Below are 18,768 nucleotides of genomic sequence, written 5' to 3' on the forward strand. Positions count from 1 at the left end.
TTGTAGTCCCAGCCGAAGCCGCCCTTCGAGGTCTTGCCGTGAGCGGTGTATGCGTAGGGGTTGCCGCTGTTGGTCGGAACAGGGGACTTGGTGTCGATGTAAACGCGCTCGCCGTTGACGATCTTGATGGTGTCATCGGTGGTGGAAGAAGTCTTGAACAGGGCCTTTACGGAAGCTTCGGTCGGCGCGACGGTAGGAGCCTGAGTAGGAGCCTGAGTGGGTGCCTCTGTAGGAGCGGCAGCTTTCTGAGCGGCAGCCTTTTGAGCGGCGGCCTTTTGAGCGGCAGCCTTTTGAGCGGCGGCTTTCTTCTCAGCCGCTTTCTTCTCGGCGAGCTTCTTCTCAGCCGCCTTCTTCTGCGCTGCCTTCTGCGCTTCGATCTTCTTCTGCGCTGCCTTTACCTCGGCGGCTTTCTTCTCAGCCGCTGTCGTATCGGTCGCCTTTTTCGCTGTGACATTCTCGGTCGGGGCGGTGGTCGCCTTGATGAGATCGGCGGTTTTCTTGTTCGCTGTCAGCGCCGGGGCGTCATTCTTGACGGAGATCGCGGTGGTGGGAGCGGCGGTCTTGCTGAGCTTCGGAGCGTTCATCGCGCCGAATACCATCGCGCCCGCGGCGATCACGCCGACCATAGCGACGGCGACCGCGCCGATGAAGATGCCCTTCTTCGTTGCCTTATCCTTTACTGCGGTGTTGGCTGTGTTGATGTTCTTCTCGGTATGCATGTTCTTGTTAGTCATTTTGATTCCCTCCTGATTTTTGTTTTTATTTTTTTGTTAAATGACTGTTTTGTTCCGCCGTTGTTTCTTAATATTCAGCAGTCTTTCTGATCGGCGGCTTGGGTCGGGCTTTAAGCTCGTTCCCTTGACTGTGGCTATAGCATAACATACCCACTATGACAACAGTATGACAAAAATCGGGGGATTTTTAAACTTTTTCAATTTTTTTGAAAATATTTCGGCAAATGAAATCGACCCTGTTATTTTTTGTTGCAGTTGTATAATAACGTTATAGAAGGAGACTTGGTATGAAGAAAACTATTTTATTATCATTGATCGGATTGATGATGATCCTCTCAGCCTGCGGGAACGGTCAGGGTGAACCGAAAGCGACCTTACCGACCGATCAGCCCCCGACGGCTGTAGAGGCGACCGAACAATCTGCGCCGGAGACGGAAACAGTCGCTCGGCCGAGCGCCGAAGATCATACCCGGGAGGAGCGGGATACGGAGCTGGAAATGACGATAGGGGATACCCCTGTTACGGTCGAGTGGGAGGACAACGAGACCGTTGAAGCGCTGAAAGAAGCAGTCAAGACGGAGCCGCTTACCGTACAGATGTCAATGTACGGCGGCTTCGAGCAGGTCGGCTCCCTCAACATGACGCTGCCGCGAAACGACGTTCAGACGACGACCTCCGCCGGCGATATCGTCCTGTATGCGGGCGATCAATTGGTCGTGTTCTACGGCTCAAACTCATGGGCATATACCCGCCTGGGACATGTTTCCGATAAAACCCAACAGGAGCTGACCGAGCTTCTGTCAAACGGAGACGTGACCGTCACGCTTATATAATGCGAAAGCTGCCTTGATGATTCAAGACAGCTTTTCTGTTATTTGCTATTCTTTTTGAAGAGCGCCGCTTTTACAACGCCTCTCGGGTCTTTGACGAGTAGGATCACCAACCAGATGATCAGACCGAGCGCTACGACGGACAGCCCGAGGAACAGGTCGTTGAGCATATCTGCGGGAGCGGGTGTAAAATACGCGGCTCCCAGCTCGGCGTATTCGAAGATCGCGTCGATCAGCCACATCAGCGAAGCGCCCCAGAACATCCAGCAGAGAACGCCGATCATCATCTCGTTCTTCGGCGCGTTTTTGTACCAGATGATCGTGCAAATGATCGCGGCGAAAACGGAAGTCAACAGTGTCATACAATTGACCTCAGCCTTCGGACGCGGCGAGGGTATCGGCCTCTTTCTCAGCTCTCTTTTCGATCAGCGCGGTAACGCCGACGACGCCCAGCCATACGGCTGTGACGAGAGCCGCCATCGAGACGCCGACCGTCGCCATCTCATGCATCATCTGTGCGGCGTCTGCGGGATCGGACGCGGCAGTCAGGAACGGGAAGAACGGAACGATCTCTCCGTGCCAGATATGCTCGAACATCAGCAGCGCGCTGCCGCCCCAGAGCATACGGTTGAGCCATTTGAGCTTGCGGGAGAAGGGGATCTTCTGCGCTGCTTCGGTCTTTACGCCGTCGAAGCTTACCTTCAGCTCCTGCTGTTCCTTTTCCTTCTTCTCAATGATCTTTGTCGCGACGGTGGTGATCACCGCTTCAGTTGCTGCTACGAGAAAACACGCCATAAAAGCACCTCCGAAATACTATATATATTACTATATTATCGTACAGGAAAAGACGGCTTTTGTCAATATCCCAAAGCACTGATAATCGGGAAATAAATATGCGTAAATCGGGAAATAATCTTCTTCGCGCAGCTGTGCTTGTTTGCTTGACTTTTTACAGTCCCTTTGTTACAATTGATGCATGAAAACCGTACTGATTAAAGAGGATATTATTTCCCGTAACAACGAGCGCGCGAGGGAAGTAAGAGCCCTTACGCGAGAAAAGAAAATATACTACGTAAACGTGATGTCGTCGCCCGGCGGCGGGAAGACCACCCTGCTCACGAAGCTGATCCCCGCACTTGGCGACAGCCTGCGCGTCGGGGTGATCGAAGCGGATATCGACTCCGACAAGGACGCGGTCACGATCGAAGGAGCGACCGGAGCGCGCACGATTCAGATGCATACCGGCGGCGCCTGTCACATCACCTGCCAGATGAGCCTCGAAGCGCTCGAGGCGCTCGGCATAGACGGACTCGACGTCGTGTTTCTCGAGAACATCGGCAACCTCGTCTGCCCGGCTGAGTTCGATACCGGCGCCGACATGAATCTGGTGCTTTTGAGCGTGCCGGAGGGGGACGATAAGCCGCTGAAATATCCGCTGATGTTCGAGGTGGCTTCCGCTGTAGCGATCACGAAGCTGGATGTAGCGCCGATCTTTGATTTTGATCGTGAGAGAGCGGTGCAGAACATCCGTAAACGCAACGAGGACGCGGATGTGTTCTTTGTGTGCGCGAAGAGCGGCGAGGGCGTCGCGGAGCTTGCGGATTATCTGCTTCAAAAGATCAGTGCAGCGAAAGAGTAAATCTGCGAGGTGTGCGATGCAAGAGGTCAGAACGATTTTATTATCAAAGAGCGTTTTCGAGGATAACGACCGCGCGGCTGACGCGCTGCGTGAACGCCTGCGAGAGAAGGGCGTGTGTCTTGTTAACGTGATGTCCTCGCCCGGCAGCGGAAAAACGACGCTCCTCGTATCGCTGATCCGTCGGCTTGCTGAGAAGTACCGCGTCGGCGTGATGGAGGCGGATATCGACTCGGACGTAGACGCCGTGACCGTGGCGCGTGAGACAGGCTGCCGCTCCGTCCAGCTCCACACGGACGGGATGTGCCATCTCGACGCCGGCATGACCGAACAGGGGCTTCGGGAGCTCGGCGAAGGACTCGATCTCATTTTCCTCGAGAATGTCGGCAACCTTGTCTGTCCGGCTGAGTACGACACCGGCGCGACCTGTAACGTCGTCATCCTGTCCGTTCCCGAGGGGACGGATAAACCGCTCAAATACCCGTTGGTGTTTGAGAACAGCGACCTGGTCATCATCAGCAAGATCGACGCGCTGCCGTATTTTGATTTTGATATCGAAGAATGTAAAAGCTACGTCGGTAAACGGAACGGCGCGGTCGAGGTGATCCCCGTCTCCGCTAAGACCGGCGAGAATATGGAAGCACTGGAAAACTGGTTTATCAATAAAGTGACAGGGGTTTAGATTATGCCGAAACAAAATGAATTCATTATCAGCAAATACCAGAACGAAAAGGATTTTCAAAAGAGCTACTCGAAGCTCGGTAAGAAGATCACCGACGTTGTGAAGCACAAGCTCGGCGGCGTGACCGCGAACGATCCCGAATACTGGGGGCTTCGAGAGATGCTCACCCCCGAGATGGTCGACATGCTCAATAAGATGAAGGTGCGCAAGCACTATACGCTGGACGACCTTATCAAGCTCCACAAGGGCGTCGATCCCAAGCACGTGGAGGAGGTCTACGAGCAGATGTCGGTCATCGGCATCATCGAGTATGACTACGGCGACAACTACACCCATAACCTCAAGGACGATCATCCGATCCCGAACGCCCCGAAGATCAAGCGCTATAAGCTGTCGTTCTTCGTCCCGGGCAGCGCGGAGCTGTTCAACTCCTCCGTCGACAGGATCGAGAAGAATCCGGCAGTCACCTCGTTTTTTGAGCGGATGACCTTCATCCCGCTCGCGGGTATCACCCAGATGGTCGCGCCCGGCGGCATGGGTATCGGCATGCATGTTATCCCGGTCGAGAAGGCAATCGACGCCCAGCAGGAGGCGATCACGCTCGAGCGTATCTCTTACTGGCTCGATAAATACGAGGGGCATATCGCCGCGGGCATCTGCTCCTGCCGCGCTTCACGCGCCGTGCTCGGCGACGGCTGTACCGACGACGTGAACGACTGGTGCGTCCAGCTCGGCGATATGGCGGATTATGCCGTCGAGACCAACCGCGCACATTATATTACTAAGGAACGCGCGCTGGAGATCTTTGAGCTTGCCGAGAAGAACGGCTATGTCCATCAGATCACCAACATCGACGGTGAGAATAAGATCTTCGATATCTGTAACTGCAACGTGCGTATCTGTAACGCTCTGCGTACCAGTATGCTGTTCAATACGCCCTATCTCTCCCGCAGCGCCTATACCTCAAAGGTCGACAGGAACAAGTGCGTCGCCTGCGGCAAGTGCGTTGAGATCTGTCCCGCCGGCGCTGTCAAGCTTGGACAGAAGCTGTGCAAAAAGGACGGCTCCGAGGTGAAGTACCGCCACTCTATCCTACCCGATAAGGTTCGCTGGGGCGAGTACGCATGGGATGAGAACTACCGCGATACACAGGTCGCCTCCAATACTTTTGACAAGGGCAGCGCGCCGTGTAAGGCTGCGTGTCCCGCTCATGTGCCGATCCAGGCATATCTCGCCCTCGCGAAAGAGGGTAAGTACCGCGAGGCACTCGCGATGATCAAGACCGAGAACCCCTTCCCGTCCGTCTGCGGCAGAGTCTGTAACAAGCGCTGTGAGGACGCCTGCACCAGAGGCACGATCGACGCGCCCGTATCCATCGACGCGGTCAAGAAGTTTGTCGCCGATCTCGAGCTTGCCGATAAGGAACGCTACGTTCCCGAGAAGCTCGTGCAGTCCGTCTACGGCAAGTGGGATGAGAAGATCGCTATCATCGGCGGCGGTCCCGCCGGTCTGAGCGCGGCGTATTATCTCGCCGAGATGGGCTATACCCCGACGGTATTTGAGAAGAACGCCGTCCCCGGCGGTATGCTCACCTACGGTATCCCCGGCTATAAGCTGGAGAAGGATGTTATCGAAGCCGAGATCGACGTGCTCCGCAAGCTCGGCGTAGAAATAAAGTGCGGCGTGAACGTCGGTGAGGATATCACCATCGATCAGCTCCGTAAAGAGGGCTACAAGGCGTTCTATATCGCCATCGGCTGCCAGGGCGGCAAACGCCCCGGCGTGAAGAACGATACCGCCGAGGGTACGGATATCGCCGTATCGTATCTCAGAGACAGCTACGAGCACCGCGCAAGCTTTACCGGCGACGTCGTGGTTGTCGGCGGCGGTAACGTAGCAGTTGACTGCGCGAGAAACGCCCATCGTCTGGGCGCCACAAGCGTGAAGATGTTCGCGCTCGAATCGCGCGATATCATGCCCGCGTCGAAGGAGGAGATCGCCGAGACCCTCGAGGAGGATATCGCTGTCGAGAACGGCTGGGGTCCGAAGGAGGTCCTCACCGACGAAAGCGGCAAGGCTACCGGCATCATCTTCAAGCGCTGCACCTCCGTCTATAACGCCGAGGGTAAATTCGCTCCCGAATACGATGAGAACGACACCGTACAGGTGAAAGCTGACAAGATCGTGTTCGCGATCGGTCAGAGCATCGAGTGGGGCAGGCTGCTCGATGGTACCAAGGTAGAGTTCTGGCACGGCAACTATCCCGTCGCGGATAAATTCACCTACCAGACCGCTGAGGAGGATATTTTTGTCGGCGGCGACGTCTACACCGGACCGAAATTCGTGATCGACGCGATCGCTGCGGGTCACGAGGCGGCTGAGAGCCTGCATCGCTTTGTCCGTCCGAAGGCGCATATGACCATCGGCAGGAACAAGCGCGCCTATACGCCGCTTGACGTCAACGACATCTCCGTGCCTGATTACGATCATGCCGGTCGTCAGGAGGCGGGAATGGACAACAGCGAGGATCATCGTATCTCCTTCAAGGATCTGCACAAGACGCTGACCGCCGAGCAGGTCAGGATCGAGACCTCCCGCTGCCTGTCCTGCGGCGCGTCCTACGTTGATCCCAACAAGTGTATCGGCTGCGGTCTGTGTACTACCAAATGCCAGTTCGACGCGATCCATCTGATCCGCGACAACCCGAAGTGCTCCGATATGCGTATCGCCGAGGATAAGGTGACCGGGCTTTTGAAGTATCAGACAGCCCGTATCGGCAAGATCATCATGAACTCCGGCTCCGAGGACGCGAAGATCATGCGCGAGAAACGCAAGGCGTGGAAAAAAGCGCAGAAGGAATCTAAATAATGCATGAGCTCGGTATCGTAGTCAAGGTGCTCGATCAGGTCGATGAGGTCGCCGCGGAGTATAAGGCGCAGAAGATCCTCAAGGTCACCATGGAGGTAGGCGAGGTCAGCACCATCGTGCCCGATCTGTTCACAGACGCCTTTGACTGGGCGAAGAAAAAGACCCGCTTCGCACAGGAAGCGGAGCTCGAGATGATCATCATCGAGGGACGGACGTACTGTGAAGGCTGCGGCGAGACCTACAGAACCACCGAGCACGGGAAGAAGTGCCCTTACTGCGGGAGCCGCGAGACCTATCTTCTCACGGGCGATCAGGTGATTATCAAGAATATCGCGGCGGTCTTCGGCGATGAAGACGGCGAGACATAAAGCTTCATATTATTAAGAAAACGGCAGTTCCGCGCGGAACTGCCGTTTCGATTTATCTGCATATTTCTTATTTGTCTGCGGGAACGGGGACAGGCTGTGCGCGACGGGAGATCTTCGCGTTGAACTGCGCCGCGTCGTCCTTCTTGACCTTATCGAACCAGCCGAGCTTCTTCTTCGCAAAGACGAGGAAGCCGATGTACAGACCCATGCAGCAGACGGTCATAACCATAGAGAAAACATCGACCTGCGATCGGATAGCGCCGAAGCCGAAGCCCGCGAACAGGAACGCCGCGAGGTTGTTGACCGTGTGCGCCGCGCAGCTCGCTTCAAGTCCGTTGGTGACGACCGTACAGATACCCAGGGCGATACCCGTCACTGAAATGGAGATCACGCCGACGAGGTTGTACGGGTGCCCGGCGGCGAAGAGGATCGTCTGCAGAATGATCGGTATGACCGGGATCCTGATCCACGAGCCGAACGCCTGCATGATCAGTCCGCGGAAGATGTATTCCTCGGCAAAGCACTGCAGCGGAACAAGGATGACGCATAGGATGATTCCGATCACGGTAAAGCGGATGTTGCCGGTCGCCTTTTCGGTGAGCAGCGTCTGGACGGTCAGCGGAATCCCGATGCATACCAGCGCGCCGGCAAGCGTTTTGAAGAACACGCCGAAGTCGAAGCCGCCGCGGGAGGATGAGTAGGATGAAAAGCTGCGACTGTTGACGATACGGTTGCCGATCAGCAGCGCAGGCAGAAAGACAGCGACGCTGCCGAGCGAGATGATCGCGCCGTGAATCGTGTAGACGTCCATCGTGTTATATCCGCCGTTGATCATCTTGAGGACGTCATAGCCCTGCCTTGCGCCGATAACTGTGCCGATCAGGGTAACACCGAAACTGAATAATAAACAGAATACAATCGTCAGAAGCCCGACCAGCAGCGGCTTGTACCACTTGTACGGTGTGAACTGCTTGGGGTAGGTAAGGTATGCGGGTACGTTTGACTGCATTTTTATCATCTCCTGATTTATCTTTTTCATATGGATTTGCATTACAACCGGAGCTATACGGCTATCATACAAAAAATCCCGCCGTTTATCAAGGATTAGTATAAGGTTACGGAGAATCTACAAAACCGGATCGATATGATAACCGGGGTTCGGTAGAACATAAACGCCGCAACGGACAGGGCACGACCTCTCGGCCGTGCCCGAATGGTTCGATGTCAGCTCAAACGACGAAAACGTTGAGGTTTTTGTCGATGGTGAGGTTGAAGGCAGCGGCGGACTCTACACCGTTGGCGATATCATATTTCAGCTCAACGTGAGAGGTGCCGGGCTTCAGACCGCAGAACTCGAAGTTGTACTGGTTCTTGGTCTTATTGAAGTCGCAGCGGATCATAACGTTGTCGTTGTCGACGCTGCCGTGCCAGCGGAAGCCGTCGGTGGTTTTGCCGGGAACGAAGAAGCGGTAGGAGTTGCCGTTGTTCTTGGGAGCGACATTCTTGATATCGGTGTAAACGCTCTCACCGTTAACGGTGTCGAGACGGTAGTACGGATCGAGCTTGTTGTCGATGTCGCCCTTCTGATCTGTAACGATGGTTTTGCCGTCGGAGAGCGCCTTGGTGTCCGCCTTGGCGGAGATTGCGGGTGTAGGTGCGGGATCGTTGGGATTCGGTGTGTTCATGGTGTTGGCAATCAGCGCGCCTGCCGCGGTCACGGCGACCAGCGCTGCGACGGTCACGCCCATGAGGATCCTTTTCTTGTAAGCCTTGAGTTTTCTCGTTACGATGAAGCCTGTGATTGTGTTGGTGAAAGTGTTTGTGTTAGTCATTTTTTTTCCCTCCTGAAAATTTTGATTTTTATTAAATGACTGTTTTTGCTTTCCGCCGAAGATTCTTTATATTCAGCAGTCCTTCTGTTCGGCGGCTTGGGTCAGGCTTTAAGCTTGTTCCCTTGACTGTGGCTATAGCATAACACACCCACTATGACAACAGTATGACAAAAAACGAGGGAATTATATAATTCTTAAAATTTTTTCAAAAAACAGGTTTTTATTAAGGACTAGTATTAGTATAAAAAAAGCGAGAACCGATCCGGGGAGGATCGGTTCTCAGGCTTAGAGGAATTTTTAATGATGATGCTCGTGCTTATGATTATGCTTGAGCAACGCCATCTTTTCTTTTACCTTGATTTCACGCAGCGCGTAGATATAGTCGAGCAGAACGGTCTTAAAATCCCCGGTGCCGATTTCAAGCTCGCGATCGTCGTTGTCGTTAGTGATTTTGCAGGTATCTTTGTTGATCTCGAGCGTAAAGGCGTTTCCCGTAAAGCGCTCCGATTCGGACATTCCTAAATCCACGTCGTTCGTTGCGGATAAGATCTCTCGTCTAAAGCTTCTTTCCGCAAGCAGAAATTCACCCAGCAGGCTGTAGCTTTCATCCTCGAAAACTACATACGGGACAGGACGCTTGTGCTCGGTTATTTTGATCTCGTAATTCATAATCAGTCTCCTTCATAAATCGGGAACGCGGTGGTGATTCTTTTGCTTGAGTCGAGGTACATATCGATTTCTATATCGCCGCAGTAGCCGATCCATAACGAGCCCTTCGGGTTACTTGGATTGTTGATCGCGTCGTCATAGGCGGTGTTGATCGCGTCTACGATCTGCTGGGGCGTCCAGCTCTCGGGGTAAAAGGAGCTGAATCCGTTTTTCTTGATTCCGCTGACCTCGACCTTTCCCGTGAACACACCGTTTTCATCTTCATCCGACCGTGTTCCTTCAATGATCCTTCCCTTGCTGTCCTTCACCAATGTGCAGTGATAACCCGTCGCTTTACCCTTGCTGTTGATCGTACCGTCAAAGATATGCTCCAGCGTTTTTTTGGCGAAGCGCTCGGTGTTTTTCAGCTTTTTGATATCCGCCATCGTGTACGACGCCTCGGCGGTCTTTTCGGCGGCTTGCGTCGGTTGGAGCCTCTCGGCGTCCTGTGAGGAGGAAACGGCGGTCTTTTCCGGATTCTCCATGATCTCCGTTATCTGTGTATTACAGCCCGCAGTGATCGCCAACAGCATCACGATGAAGACTGCCGCGATCAGCCTTTTCAAATTATTCAAAAAATCACCCCTGACGGATAAGATACCTCTATCCTAACACATCCGAATCCGATTGTAAATAAGGGGATGACAGATTCGCTTATCTGTTTGTCGAAATGAAGAAAAATTTCTCTTATTTATCAAAAGAATCGCTGTTTTTTGTTGACATGCGAATCTCGGTTTTGTATTATAAAATAAGAGCAAATACCCGAAATAAAAACTCGGAGTGCAAATGATGAAAAGGTATGTATTCAGTGACGCCGAACGAACGGCTCTGGAGAAGCTGCGCGTTCCTCTCGCAGTCTATCAGTTTTTGAACAAGCGGGTCGTGACGATTCTGGTTTCCGACGGTTTTGTCGAGCTGCTGGGCTATGAGAGCAGAGAAAAAACGATCTATGCGATGGATAACAATATGTACGAGGATACCCATCCCGACGACAAGTCGCGCATTTCCGACGCGGCGGTGAGATTTGCCGTAAACGGAGGCGGATATAACGTCGTTTACCGTTCGCGTTCCGTTAAGGACGGCGACTACCGGATCCTGCATGCGATCGGTGAGCACGTTTATACCGAGGACGGCACACGGCTTGCGTACGTCTGGTATATGGATGAGGGTCTGTATTCCGATCAGAGTCACAATAAGCTGCTTGCGGAAGGCTTCGACATCCGCCGCGCGATCCGGGATAAGAGCGAGTCGGAGAACAGCAGCTATGATGTGCTGACCGGTCTGCCCACGATGTCCTATTTTATTGATCTCGTCAACCAGTGGCGGCGCGATCACAGGGGCGGTAACGGCAGTATGGCGGTCGTGTACATCAACCTGAGCGGTATGAAGCACTATAACAGCCAATTCGGCTTTGCAGAAGGAGATAATCTTCTGAGGCGGTTTGCACTGATCCTCGAGAGACAGTTCGGACATGAAAACTGCAGCCGCTTCAGTTCCGATCATTTCTGCGTATTCACCCCGACAAACGGATTGGAAGAAAGACTCGAGCAAGTTTTTACCGTATTTAAAAAGGATAAAGCGGGTCCCTCGCTGCCCGTGCGCGTCGGCATCTATCCCGAGATCTACGGCATCCTCGGCGTCAGCTCCGAGTGTGACCGCGCCAAATACGCCTGCGATCTCCTGATAAACACTCGTATCTCCGACTTCCGGTATTATGAAAAATCCATGTTGGCTCAGTCACAAAAGCGCCATTACTATATCGATAATCTGAATCGCGCGATCAAGGAAGGGTGGATCCAGGTTCACTACCAGCCCATCATCCGCACCGCGAACCGCCGCGTCAGTGATGAAGAAGCGCTGGCGCGCTGGAACGATCCCGTCCGGGGAATGATCCCTCCGAGCGAGTTTATCCCCGTGCTGGAGGAAGCTAAGCTGATCTACAAGCTGGATCTCTGTGTTCTGGAGCAGGTTCTTGAGAAGATCAAGATACAGGAGCGGGAGGGGCTGTATGTGGTGCCGACCTCTATCAACCTGTCGCGCTCGGATTTTGACGCCTGTGATATTGTCGAGGAGGTCCGCCGTCGCGTTGACGCCGCCGGCGTCAGCCGCAGTCTCATCAATATCGAGGTGACGGAGAGCACGATCGGCAAGGACTTTGACTATATGAAGTCACAGATCATCCGTTTCCGAGAGCTTGGCTTCCACGTTTGGATGGACGATTTCGGCAACGGCTATTCTGCGCTCGATACGCTGCACAGCATCCATTTTGACCTGATCAAATTTGATATGTTTTTTATGAAGCAGTTCGCCGACGGCGATAAGAGCCGGATCCTTTTGACCGAACTGATCCGCATGGCGATCTCGCTGGGGGTGGATACGATCTGCGAGGGCGTTGAGACCGAGGAACAGGTGGCGTTCCTACAGGAGGTCGGCTGTACGATGATGCAGGGCTTCTATTTCTGCCGCCCGATCCCGATGGACGCCATCCTCGACCGCTACCGCACCGGTACTCAGATCGGCTTTGAAAATCCCGAAGAATCCGACTACTACGCCGCGATCGGTAAGATCAATCTATATGACCTCGCCATCCTCTCCAACGACGACGAGGAGGTGTTCGAGCATTATTTCAACACGATCCCGATGGCGATCTTCGAGTCGACCGAAGAATCGCTTGTGCTGGTGCGCTGTAACTCCACCTATCGTTCACTGATGGTCAGGCAGCACGGCAGGCTCCCGATCGGTCTTGCTTTGAACTTCGAAAAGGGCGACGGCGTTACAAGCCGAACCTTCTTGAACGCAATACGCGAGTGTGTGAACAAGGGCAGCAAGATGCTCCTGGAGGAGCGGCACTCCGACGGCACCGTGAGTCAGATCTTTTTGAAGAATATCGCCGTCAACCCTGTTACCGGCGCCAGCGCGATCGCGGTCGCGGTGCTTGCGATCACCCCTTCCGATAACAGACCTGTTTCCTTTACCCATCTCGCCAGAGCGCTGACCTCCGATTATCTCACCGTGTACTACGCCAATGTCCGCACGGGACGGTTTGTAGAATATAGGGGCAGCGATGAGCTCGACGAGCCGGAGGCGGAGCGCTTCGGCGACGACTTCTTCGAATCTATCCGCAGCACGGCGCGCGAGAGGGTCGCGCCCGAGGATATCGAGCCTCTTCTCGCAGCATTGACCAAAGAGAACATCATGCGCTCGATAGAAGAGATGGGATCGTTCGTCCTTTTCTTCAAGGCGAAGGTATTTGGCAAGATGAAGCCCGTCAATCTCAAGGCGGTGCGTATCAAGCACGACCGGGATCATATCATCCTCGGTCTGAGAGAAAAGATAGAATTGACCGAAGCTGAGGCACAAGAAAACGAGCGGGGGTAAGTCTAATGTCATATTCTATCATCGGGATCATTGCGATTATGGTTCATCTGATCATCAACCGTGATATGCTGTGGCATTACAGCGACTATACCGACGTCCCCGCCTACAAGGAATACCGCGAGTATATCCTCGGTATGCTGTTCTTCTGCGTGACGGATGTACTGTGGGGCTTTTTGAATGACCTCGGGGCGATTGTGCCGCTTTACGCGGTGACTGTCCTCTACTTCACCACCATGATGGCGGGCTTTCTGCTGTGGACGCGGTATGTCGCCGCCTATATGGAGGGCGACGGACACAGTGTGTTCAGACGTATCCTCTTTGCGGCGGGGATCGTGTTCTTCTCCTGTGAGATCGTGATCCTTATCATCAATTTTTTTGTCCCCATCCAGTTTTATTATGACGTAAACGGCGTCTATCACGCCGGCGGCGCGCGCTATGCGACGCTGGCGATGCAGGTCGTGCTGTTCCTCGTCACGTCGGTCTATACCTTTGTGATGAAGTCGTCGAGTAAGAGCGCGACCGGGCGGCTTCGACGTTCTGTCGGTATGTTCGGTATCCTGATGGCGGCGCTGATCGTTATGCAGCTCTATTATCCGATGCTGCCGCTGTATTCCATCGGCTACCTGCTCAGCAGCTGTATGCTCCATTCCTTCGTTGTAGAGGAGGAGAAGGACGAGTATCGCAAGAGCCTGAAAGAAATGCTGGATCGCACCAAGCAGCAGAGCCTCGAGCTCGGCGACGCAAGGCGCAAGATCTATACCGATCCGATGACCGGCGTCGGCAGCAAGCAGGCGTATATGGAGAATGTCAACGCGCTCGACGCCCTGATCCGCGACGGCAAATCCGAAGAATTCGCGGTGATCGTGTTCGACGTCAATAATCTGAAGACCATCAACGATACCCTGGGGCATGATACCGGGGACGTCTATATCTATAATGCATCGATGCTGATCTGTGAGTTCTTTGACAGCTGTCCCGTTTACCGCATCGGCGGCGATGAATTCGTCGTGATCGTACAGGGTGAGCCCTATCAGAGCCGCCGTAAGCAGCTCGCTGCCTTTGAAGCGCAGATGGACAGCAATAATGGCTCCGATAAGGTCGTGGTGTCCTCGGGGATGTCCGCGTATCAGCGCGGCTCCGATACGCGCTATCTCGCGGTTTTTGAGCGTGCCGATCAGCAGATGTATAAGCGCAAGCGTAAGCTTAAGAAATGCGCGGGAGTCAGCCCCGGCAGAATCCGCTCCTGAGCGGGACGGTATCTGCCGTCGATCGGTGAATCATACCGAATCCGGGTCGTTATCTTCAGCAACCGAAAGAAATAATAGACTACTGTAATAATCAGAAAGGGATAGAATAATGGGTAATACGTTTTATTTCGAATGGGAAGTCGCGCTGATGCAGTGGATCCAGTCGTGGCTGGGTCCTGTCGGTACGGCGATCGCTTCCGCTTTCAGCGAAATGGGAGAACAGCTGGTGTGCGTTGCGGTACTGGGCTTTCTGTATTGGTGTTGGGAGAAGGAGTTCGGCAAATATGTCGGACTGAACGTGCTGGTGGGCATCACCCTCAACCCCATGATTAAGAATATCTTCGTAAGGCGCAGACCGTATTTTGATCACGCGGGGATCAAATGCCTCAAGCCCGTGGAAAAGGGCGCCGATATTTATGATATCTCGGCTCAGGGTTATTCCTTCCCCAGCGGACACTCAACAAACGGCGTGACCCTTTATACTTCTCTCGGACTTTATAAGAAGAACAGGATCCTGATGATTATCGGCGTTATCGCGCCGCTGCTGATCGGTATCTCGCGCTTCTGCGTCGGCGTGCATTATCCGACGGATGTCATCTGCGGCTGGGCGCTGGGCTTGATCGTCGCTTTCCTTGTTCCCGCGCTGCAGCGCGCGATCAAAAACCGCCGGCTCTTCTACGGACTGCTGGTACTGATCGCTCTTCCGGGCTGGTTCTACTGCAGAAGCGCCGACTACTACACCGCCTTCGGTATTCTGGTCGGCTTCATCATCGCGGTGGAATTTGAAGAGAGGTTTGTCAAATTTGAGAATACGCGCAATATCCTACGGTGTATTTTGCGTCCGGTACTGGGCGTCGCCGTTTACTTCGGACTGAATACGCTGTTGAAGCTCCCGTTCGGCAAGGAGTTTCTCGACTCTGCTACCATGGCTTCTTACGCGGTACGCGCAGCGCGCTACTGTGTGGTTATTTTCTTCACCATCGGCGTGTATCCGCTGATCTTCCGGCTCGGCGACCGCGTATTTAAGCGTAAGGGCTGATCCTCCGGTGATCGCAGAAAAAAGGCGCTGACTGATATGAAAGTGAACTGATTCATAAAGGAGAACCATGATATGGAGATTAAAGCAGTAAAATTCAGAAAAGACGGATTCTATTCCCAGCTGTTTGCGTTCGGCGCGGAAGAAGGTCCCGAGAAGTACAGCATGGATATCCGTTATCGCGGCAGCCTGCAAAACTACCTGATCGACACAGGCGACGAGGTCATCTTAGTCGATACGGGACTTCCCGCGGGCACTCCCGAGGAGAAACCCGACAAGGAAGTCGCCGCCTATACCGGCAAGGATATTTGCAGTTATATGGAGGCGTTCCGCAACCTCGGCTATGAGCCCGAGCAGGTGACGAAGATCCTACTGACCCACAGGCACAGCGACCATTCAGGCGAGTTGAAGTCCTTCCCGAACGCGAAGATCTATGTCAACGCCGAGGAGCTTGACGCGGTCGAATTACAGGGTATCGATAACATTGTGCCTGTTACCTTCACTGACGGCGCGTATTACAATTTTCCGGAGAGTCAGAAGATCATCGACGGTATCTATTTCATCAAGGCAAAGGGCCATACCAAGGGCAACAGCCTCGTGATCGTCGAGGACGGAGACCTTTTCTATATGCTCCACGGCGACATCACCTATGTGGACGAGGCGCTCTATGAGAATAAAGTGTCCGTCGTTTTTGATGATCTGCAAGAAGCGAAAACCACCCTCGGCAGAGTGCGTGAGTTCGTCCGCAATCACCCGACCGTCTACTGCGGTACGCATACGCCCCAGGGCTATGAGAATCTGGAAGCGAAGCGCGTGATGGATCTCGACCATCCTGTTGAGACGGTCTTTGCCGAGATCGACTTCACCGAGCAGGAGGCGACAGGCATTTACATCTGCTCCGTCTGCGGTTATGTGTACGATCCCGCCGAGCATGACGGTGTTGCCTTTGAGGACCTGCCCGACGACTGGCGCTGCCCCAGGTGCAGGCAGCCTAAGGAAAAGTTCAATAAGGCATAAGCCGATAATCATAATATCAGTTCATAATAGGAAAGGGCGGATCGTTTTGAACCGCCCTTTTCATGAGGAATCAGATCTGCTTCCTTGTGTGTTTTATCAAGGATTAGTATTAGCGTTTAAGCCGCAGATGTTTTTTTCGGTTCGACCCCATTTTGAACCTCAAAACCTTCGTATAGATGAGTGAAGCAAAAAAGTTTCAACAACAAAAATACAGAACGGAGGTAACTCAAATGAAAAAACTATTTGCTATCATCTTATCCGCTATGTTAATCCTTACGATGTGTACCGTTACGGCATTCGCCATAGACCAAAACGTCACGCTTGATGAAATCGACGGACGACTTGAGATCACCGAAGCGGGATCTTACACGCTTACCGGCACACTGCAGGGCACGGTCTATGTCGATCCCGGTGAGGGCGACGTAGAGCTGATCCTCGACGGCGCGGATATCTACGGTGGCGATCAGCCCGGCATCATCGCCGAGAGCGGGGACTCCCTCACCATCAACCTGCCCGAAGGCTCGATCAACCGTATCAGCGGCAACGCGGGCAATCTGTACAGCGCGACCATCTACAGCACGATCGACACTGCCTTTGAGGGCGACGGCGCGCTTTATGTCATCAGTGATTCGACGGACGGTATTGCTGCCGAGAACGCCGACCTCACCTTTGACGGCGGCAGCTACGCGATCACCGCAGAGGATAACGCGATCACGGCAACCGGTTATCAGCCGGGCGAGCTTACCGTGAACGACGGTCATTTCAGCACCGACGCGACAAACAATGTTGATCCTAAAGCGATCTTCACCATGAACGGCGGCGAATTCTTCGAGCCGCTCCCCGAGAGCTTCAATATGAATCAATCCAGTCAGCAGATGAACGGTAATATGCCGAGCGGTCAACAGCCGCAGATGAATGGTAATATGCCGAGCGGTCAACAGCCGCAGATGAACGGTAATATGCCAAGCGGTCAACAGCCGCAGATGAACGGCAACATGCCGAACGGTCAGCAGAACGCAAGCTCTTCCGGCTCCGCGTCAGAAGTCGTCAGCGGCACCATGACCAACAGCGCGGCTGATCTTGAAGCTGATTACGATAACGCGACCTACATCACCGTATCCGACGATAACAGCGATATCAAGATCACTTCCTCCGGCACCTATGTCGTCAGCGGTACCAGCTCCGACGGCAATATCACCGTCAAGAAGGGCACCACAGGCGTCGTTCTCGTACTGGACGATCTCGATCTCACCAGCACCACCGGCGCGACAGTATCCATCAACAAGGAAGCCGAGGTCAAGGTCATCATCAGCGGCGACGTTGTCCTGACCGATAACGAGAATCCCGACGACGAGTATTCCACCGACGCGGATGTAGCCGACGCGTATGACGGCGCGGCGCTGAAAGCAAAGGCAAATTCTCAGGTCTATGTCACCGGCGACGGTACCCTCACCATCAACGGCAACGCGAAGAACGGTATCAAAGCAGGGGACGATTCCTCTCTGATCTTCGACGACGTGACCGTCAACATCACCGCGACCAACGACGGCATCAACGGCAACTACGACGTGACCCTGCTCAGCGGCACCTTTAACATCAGCGCAGGCGACGACGCGATCCACGCCGATCATATCCTGACCATCGGCAGTGAGGACGGTACCGGCCCCACCGTCAAGGTCACCAAGTCGGGCGAGGGTATGGAAGGTACGGTCGTGAACGTACTCGGCGGAGATATCTCCATCGTCTCCTCTGATGACGCGATCAACGCGGCGAACGGCGACGGCATATACGAAGGCGAGCTCGACTACTCCTTCAATATGCTCGGCGGTAAGGTCGTCATCAACTCTAGCGGCGACGGTATCGACTCCAACGGCAACGTCAATCTCATCGGCGGCAGCGCTCAGGTCAACAGCGCCGCAGGCGGCGGGGAGGCAGGAATCGACTATGACGGTCAGTACTACATCTCCGATCAGTTCAATCTGAACAACAGGAGCGGCATATCCGGCGCGGACATGATGCCCGGACAGATGGGCGGCATGAACGGACAGATGCCCGGTCAAATAAACGGGCAGCAGAGTTTCAACCAGAATGGTAATCAGAACATGAATAATCAGCAAAGCACCACCCAAAACGGTAATCAGAGCATGAACGGCACACAGCCGAATATGAACAATAACCGCAGATAGTTTTCTTTTTCATACTCCTTGATGAACAGGGAGCGGCAGGACTTATGTCCTCCGCTCCCTGTTTTCATTTGCCTTTCACATAACGGTCATACTCGCTTCACTCGGCGGGTTTAGAATCAATTTGTAAATAATACTAATCCTTAATAAAAACCTTTATCATCTATTGCGCTATATTTCGTATAGCTTTGTTGTCGTCGTTGTTCGCTGTACTCTGAAGGCTACTCCGGTTGGTATGCCTTGACCTCG

General features: G+C 53.7%; 17 protein-coding genes. 10 read left to right on the top strand and 7 right to left on the bottom strand.

Annotated elements, in window-relative coordinates; genetic code table 11:
• Positions 1–734 (bottom strand): hypothetical protein (locus R2I50_RS08165; RefSeq protein WP_316608660.1); only part of this gene is annotated, 734 nt, incomplete at its 3' end.
• 287 nt (positions 735–1,021) lie between these two features.
• Between R2I50_RS08165 and R2I50_RS08170 the strand changes: the two genes are divergently transcribed.
• Positions 1,022–1,567 carry a cyclophilin-like fold protein gene (locus R2I50_RS08170; RefSeq protein ID WP_316608661.1) on the top strand — a complete coding sequence of 182 codons (546 nt, stop codon included), beginning with the start codon at positions 1,022–1,024 and terminating at the stop codon, positions 1,565–1,567.
• 38 nt (positions 1,568–1,605) lie between these two features.
• On the opposite strand, the gene R2I50_RS08175 is transcribed toward R2I50_RS08170, so the two are convergent.
• On the bottom strand, positions 1,606–1,926 hold the full coding sequence (locus R2I50_RS08175) for a hypothetical protein (RefSeq protein WP_316608662.1): 321 nt from the start codon (positions 1,924–1,926) through the stop codon (positions 1,606–1,608).
• 10 nt (positions 1,927–1,936) lie between these two features.
• Positions 1,937–2,359 (bottom strand): hypothetical protein, encoded by a 423-nt coding sequence (locus R2I50_RS08180; RefSeq protein ID WP_316608663.1) that lies wholly within the window; start codon positions 2,357–2,359, stop codon positions 1,937–1,939.
• A 181-nt stretch (positions 2,360–2,540) separates the two neighbouring features.
• Here R2I50_RS08180 and hypB (R2I50_RS08185) point away from each other — a divergent pair, with 181 nt between their 5' ends.
• The 4 genes from hypB (R2I50_RS08185) to R2I50_RS08200 are packed head-to-tail and all read left to right on the top strand — an operon-like array spanning position 2,541 to position 7,118.
• Positions 2,541–3,203: a hydrogenase nickel incorporation protein HypB gene (hypB, locus tag R2I50_RS08185; protein ID WP_316608664.1), complete on the top strand. Its 663-nt coding sequence runs from the start codon at positions 2,541–2,543 to the stop codon at positions 3,201–3,203.
• A 16-nt stretch (positions 3,204–3,219) separates the two neighbouring features.
• The gene (gene hypB / locus R2I50_RS08190; protein WP_316608665.1) at positions 3,220–3,882 is read left to right on the top strand and encodes a hydrogenase nickel incorporation protein HypB; all 663 of its coding nucleotides are present in this window, start codon (positions 3,220–3,222) and stop codon (positions 3,880–3,882) included.
• 3 nt (positions 3,883–3,885) lie between these two features.
• On the top strand, positions 3,886–6,750 hold the full coding sequence (locus R2I50_RS08195) for an FAD-dependent oxidoreductase (RefSeq protein ID WP_316608666.1): 2,865 nt from the start codon (positions 3,886–3,888) through the stop codon (positions 6,748–6,750).
• The gene (locus R2I50_RS08200; RefSeq protein WP_316608667.1) at positions 6,750–7,118 is read left to right on the top strand and encodes a hydrogenase maturation nickel metallochaperone HypA; all 369 of its coding nucleotides are present in this window, start codon (positions 6,750–6,752) and stop codon (positions 7,116–7,118) included. Before R2I50_RS08195 ends, R2I50_RS08200 begins: the two co-directional genes overlap by 1 nt.
• A gap of 67 nt (positions 7,119–7,185) precedes the next feature.
• Here R2I50_RS08200 and R2I50_RS08205 read toward each other — a convergent pair whose 3' ends face one another.
• The 4 genes from R2I50_RS08205 to R2I50_RS08220 all read right to left on the bottom strand — a co-directional run bounded on the left by R2I50_RS08205 (position 7,186) and on the right by R2I50_RS08220 (position 10,233).
• Positions 7,186–8,127, bottom strand: coding sequence for a type II CAAX endopeptidase family protein (locus R2I50_RS08205; protein WP_316608668.1), 942 nt, complete (start codon positions 8,125–8,127; stop codon positions 7,186–7,188).
• Between the two features lie 220 nt (positions 8,128–8,347).
• Complete coding sequence (locus R2I50_RS08210) at positions 8,348–8,950, bottom strand: hypothetical protein (RefSeq protein WP_316608669.1); 603 nt, start codon at positions 8,948–8,950, stop codon at positions 8,348–8,350.
• Between the two features lie 297 nt (positions 8,951–9,247).
• Positions 9,248–9,619 carry a hypothetical protein gene (locus R2I50_RS08215; RefSeq protein WP_316608670.1) on the bottom strand — a complete coding sequence of 124 codons (372 nt, stop codon included), beginning with the start codon at positions 9,617–9,619 and terminating at the stop codon, positions 9,248–9,250.
• Positions 9,620–9,621: 2 nt separating this feature from the next.
• Positions 9,622–10,233 (bottom strand): EndoU domain-containing protein, encoded by a 612-nt coding sequence (locus R2I50_RS08220; protein WP_316608671.1) that lies wholly within the window; start codon positions 10,231–10,233, stop codon positions 9,622–9,624.
• Positions 10,234–10,447: 214 nt separating this feature from the next.
• Here R2I50_RS08220 and R2I50_RS08225 point away from each other — a divergent pair, with 214 nt between their 5' ends.
• The 5 genes from R2I50_RS08225 to R2I50_RS08250 all read left to right on the top strand — a co-directional run bounded on the left by R2I50_RS08225 (position 10,448) and on the right by R2I50_RS08250 (position 18,522).
• On the top strand, positions 10,448–13,036 hold the full coding sequence (locus tag R2I50_RS08225; protein ID WP_316608672.1) for an EAL domain-containing protein: 2,589 nt from the start codon (positions 10,448–10,450) through the stop codon (positions 13,034–13,036).
• A 5-nt stretch (positions 13,037–13,041) separates the two neighbouring features.
• Positions 13,042–14,283 (top strand): GGDEF domain-containing protein, encoded by a 1,242-nt coding sequence (locus R2I50_RS08230; protein WP_316608673.1) that lies wholly within the window; start codon positions 13,042–13,044, stop codon positions 14,281–14,283.
• Between the two features lie 109 nt (positions 14,284–14,392).
• Positions 14,393–15,322 carry a phosphatase PAP2 family protein gene (locus tag R2I50_RS08235; RefSeq protein WP_316608674.1) on the top strand — a complete coding sequence of 310 codons (930 nt, stop codon included), beginning with the start codon at positions 14,393–14,395 and terminating at the stop codon, positions 15,320–15,322.
• Positions 15,323–15,394: 72 nt separating this feature from the next.
• Positions 15,395–16,336 (top strand): MBL fold metallo-hydrolase, encoded by a 942-nt coding sequence (locus R2I50_RS10125; RefSeq protein WP_399552867.1) that lies wholly within the window; start codon positions 15,395–15,397, stop codon positions 16,334–16,336.
• Positions 16,337–16,566: 230 nt separating this feature from the next.
• Positions 16,567–18,522 carry a carbohydrate-binding domain-containing protein gene (locus R2I50_RS08250; RefSeq protein WP_316608675.1) on the top strand — a complete coding sequence of 652 codons (1,956 nt, stop codon included), beginning with the start codon at positions 16,567–16,569 and terminating at the stop codon, positions 18,520–18,522.
• Positions 18,523–18,768 lie beyond the last annotated feature (246 nt).

The organism is uncultured Ruminococcus sp., from assembly GCA_902785355.1.
In the GTDB taxonomy this organism is placed as follows: Bacteria; Bacillota; Clostridia; order Oscillospirales; family Acutalibacteraceae; genus Ruminococcoides.

Coding starts and splice junctions, on each gene's coding strand:
- hypB (WP_316608665.1), top strand. CDS start 3,220: ATGCAAGAGGTCAGAACGATTTTATTATCAAAGAGCGTTTTCGAGGAT.
- R2I50_RS08215 (WP_316608670.1), bottom strand. CDS start 9,619: ATGAATTACGAGATCAAAATAACCGAGCACAAGCGTCCTGTCCCGTAT.
- hypB (WP_316608664.1), top strand. CDS start 2,541: ATGAAAACCGTACTGATTAAAGAGGATATTATTTCCCGTAACAACGAG.
- R2I50_RS08175 (WP_316608662.1), bottom strand. CDS start 1,926: ATGACACTGTTGACTTCCGTTTTCGCCGCGATCATTTGCACGATCATC.
- R2I50_RS08250 (WP_316608675.1), top strand. CDS start 16,567: ATGAAAAAACTATTTGCTATCATCTTATCCGCTATGTTAATCCTTACG.
- R2I50_RS08200 (WP_316608667.1), top strand. CDS start 6,750: ATGCATGAGCTCGGTATCGTAGTCAAGGTGCTCGATCAGGTCGATGAG.
- R2I50_RS08210 (WP_316608669.1), bottom strand. CDS start 8,950: ATGACTAACACAAACACTTTCACCAACACAATCACAGGCTTCATCGTA.
- R2I50_RS08170 (WP_316608661.1), top strand. CDS start 1,022: ATGAAGAAAACTATTTTATTATCATTGATCGGATTGATGATGATCCTC.
- R2I50_RS08230 (WP_316608673.1), top strand. CDS start 13,042: ATGTCATATTCTATCATCGGGATCATTGCGATTATGGTTCATCTGATC.
- R2I50_RS08205 (WP_316608668.1), bottom strand. CDS start 8,127: ATGCAGTCAAACGTACCCGCATACCTTACCTACCCCAAGCAGTTCACA.
- R2I50_RS08225 (WP_316608672.1), top strand. CDS start 10,448: ATGAAAAGGTATGTATTCAGTGACGCCGAACGAACGGCTCTGGAGAAG.
- R2I50_RS10125 (WP_399552867.1), top strand. CDS start 15,395: ATGGAGATTAAAGCAGTAAAATTCAGAAAAGACGGATTCTATTCCCAG.
- R2I50_RS08235 (WP_316608674.1), top strand. CDS start 14,393: ATGGGTAATACGTTTTATTTCGAATGGGAAGTCGCGCTGATGCAGTGG.
- R2I50_RS08195 (WP_316608666.1), top strand. CDS start 3,886: ATGCCGAAACAAAATGAATTCATTATCAGCAAATACCAGAACGAAAAG.
- R2I50_RS08180 (WP_316608663.1), bottom strand. CDS start 2,359: ATGGCGTGTTTTCTCGTAGCAGCAACTGAAGCGGTGATCACCACCGTC.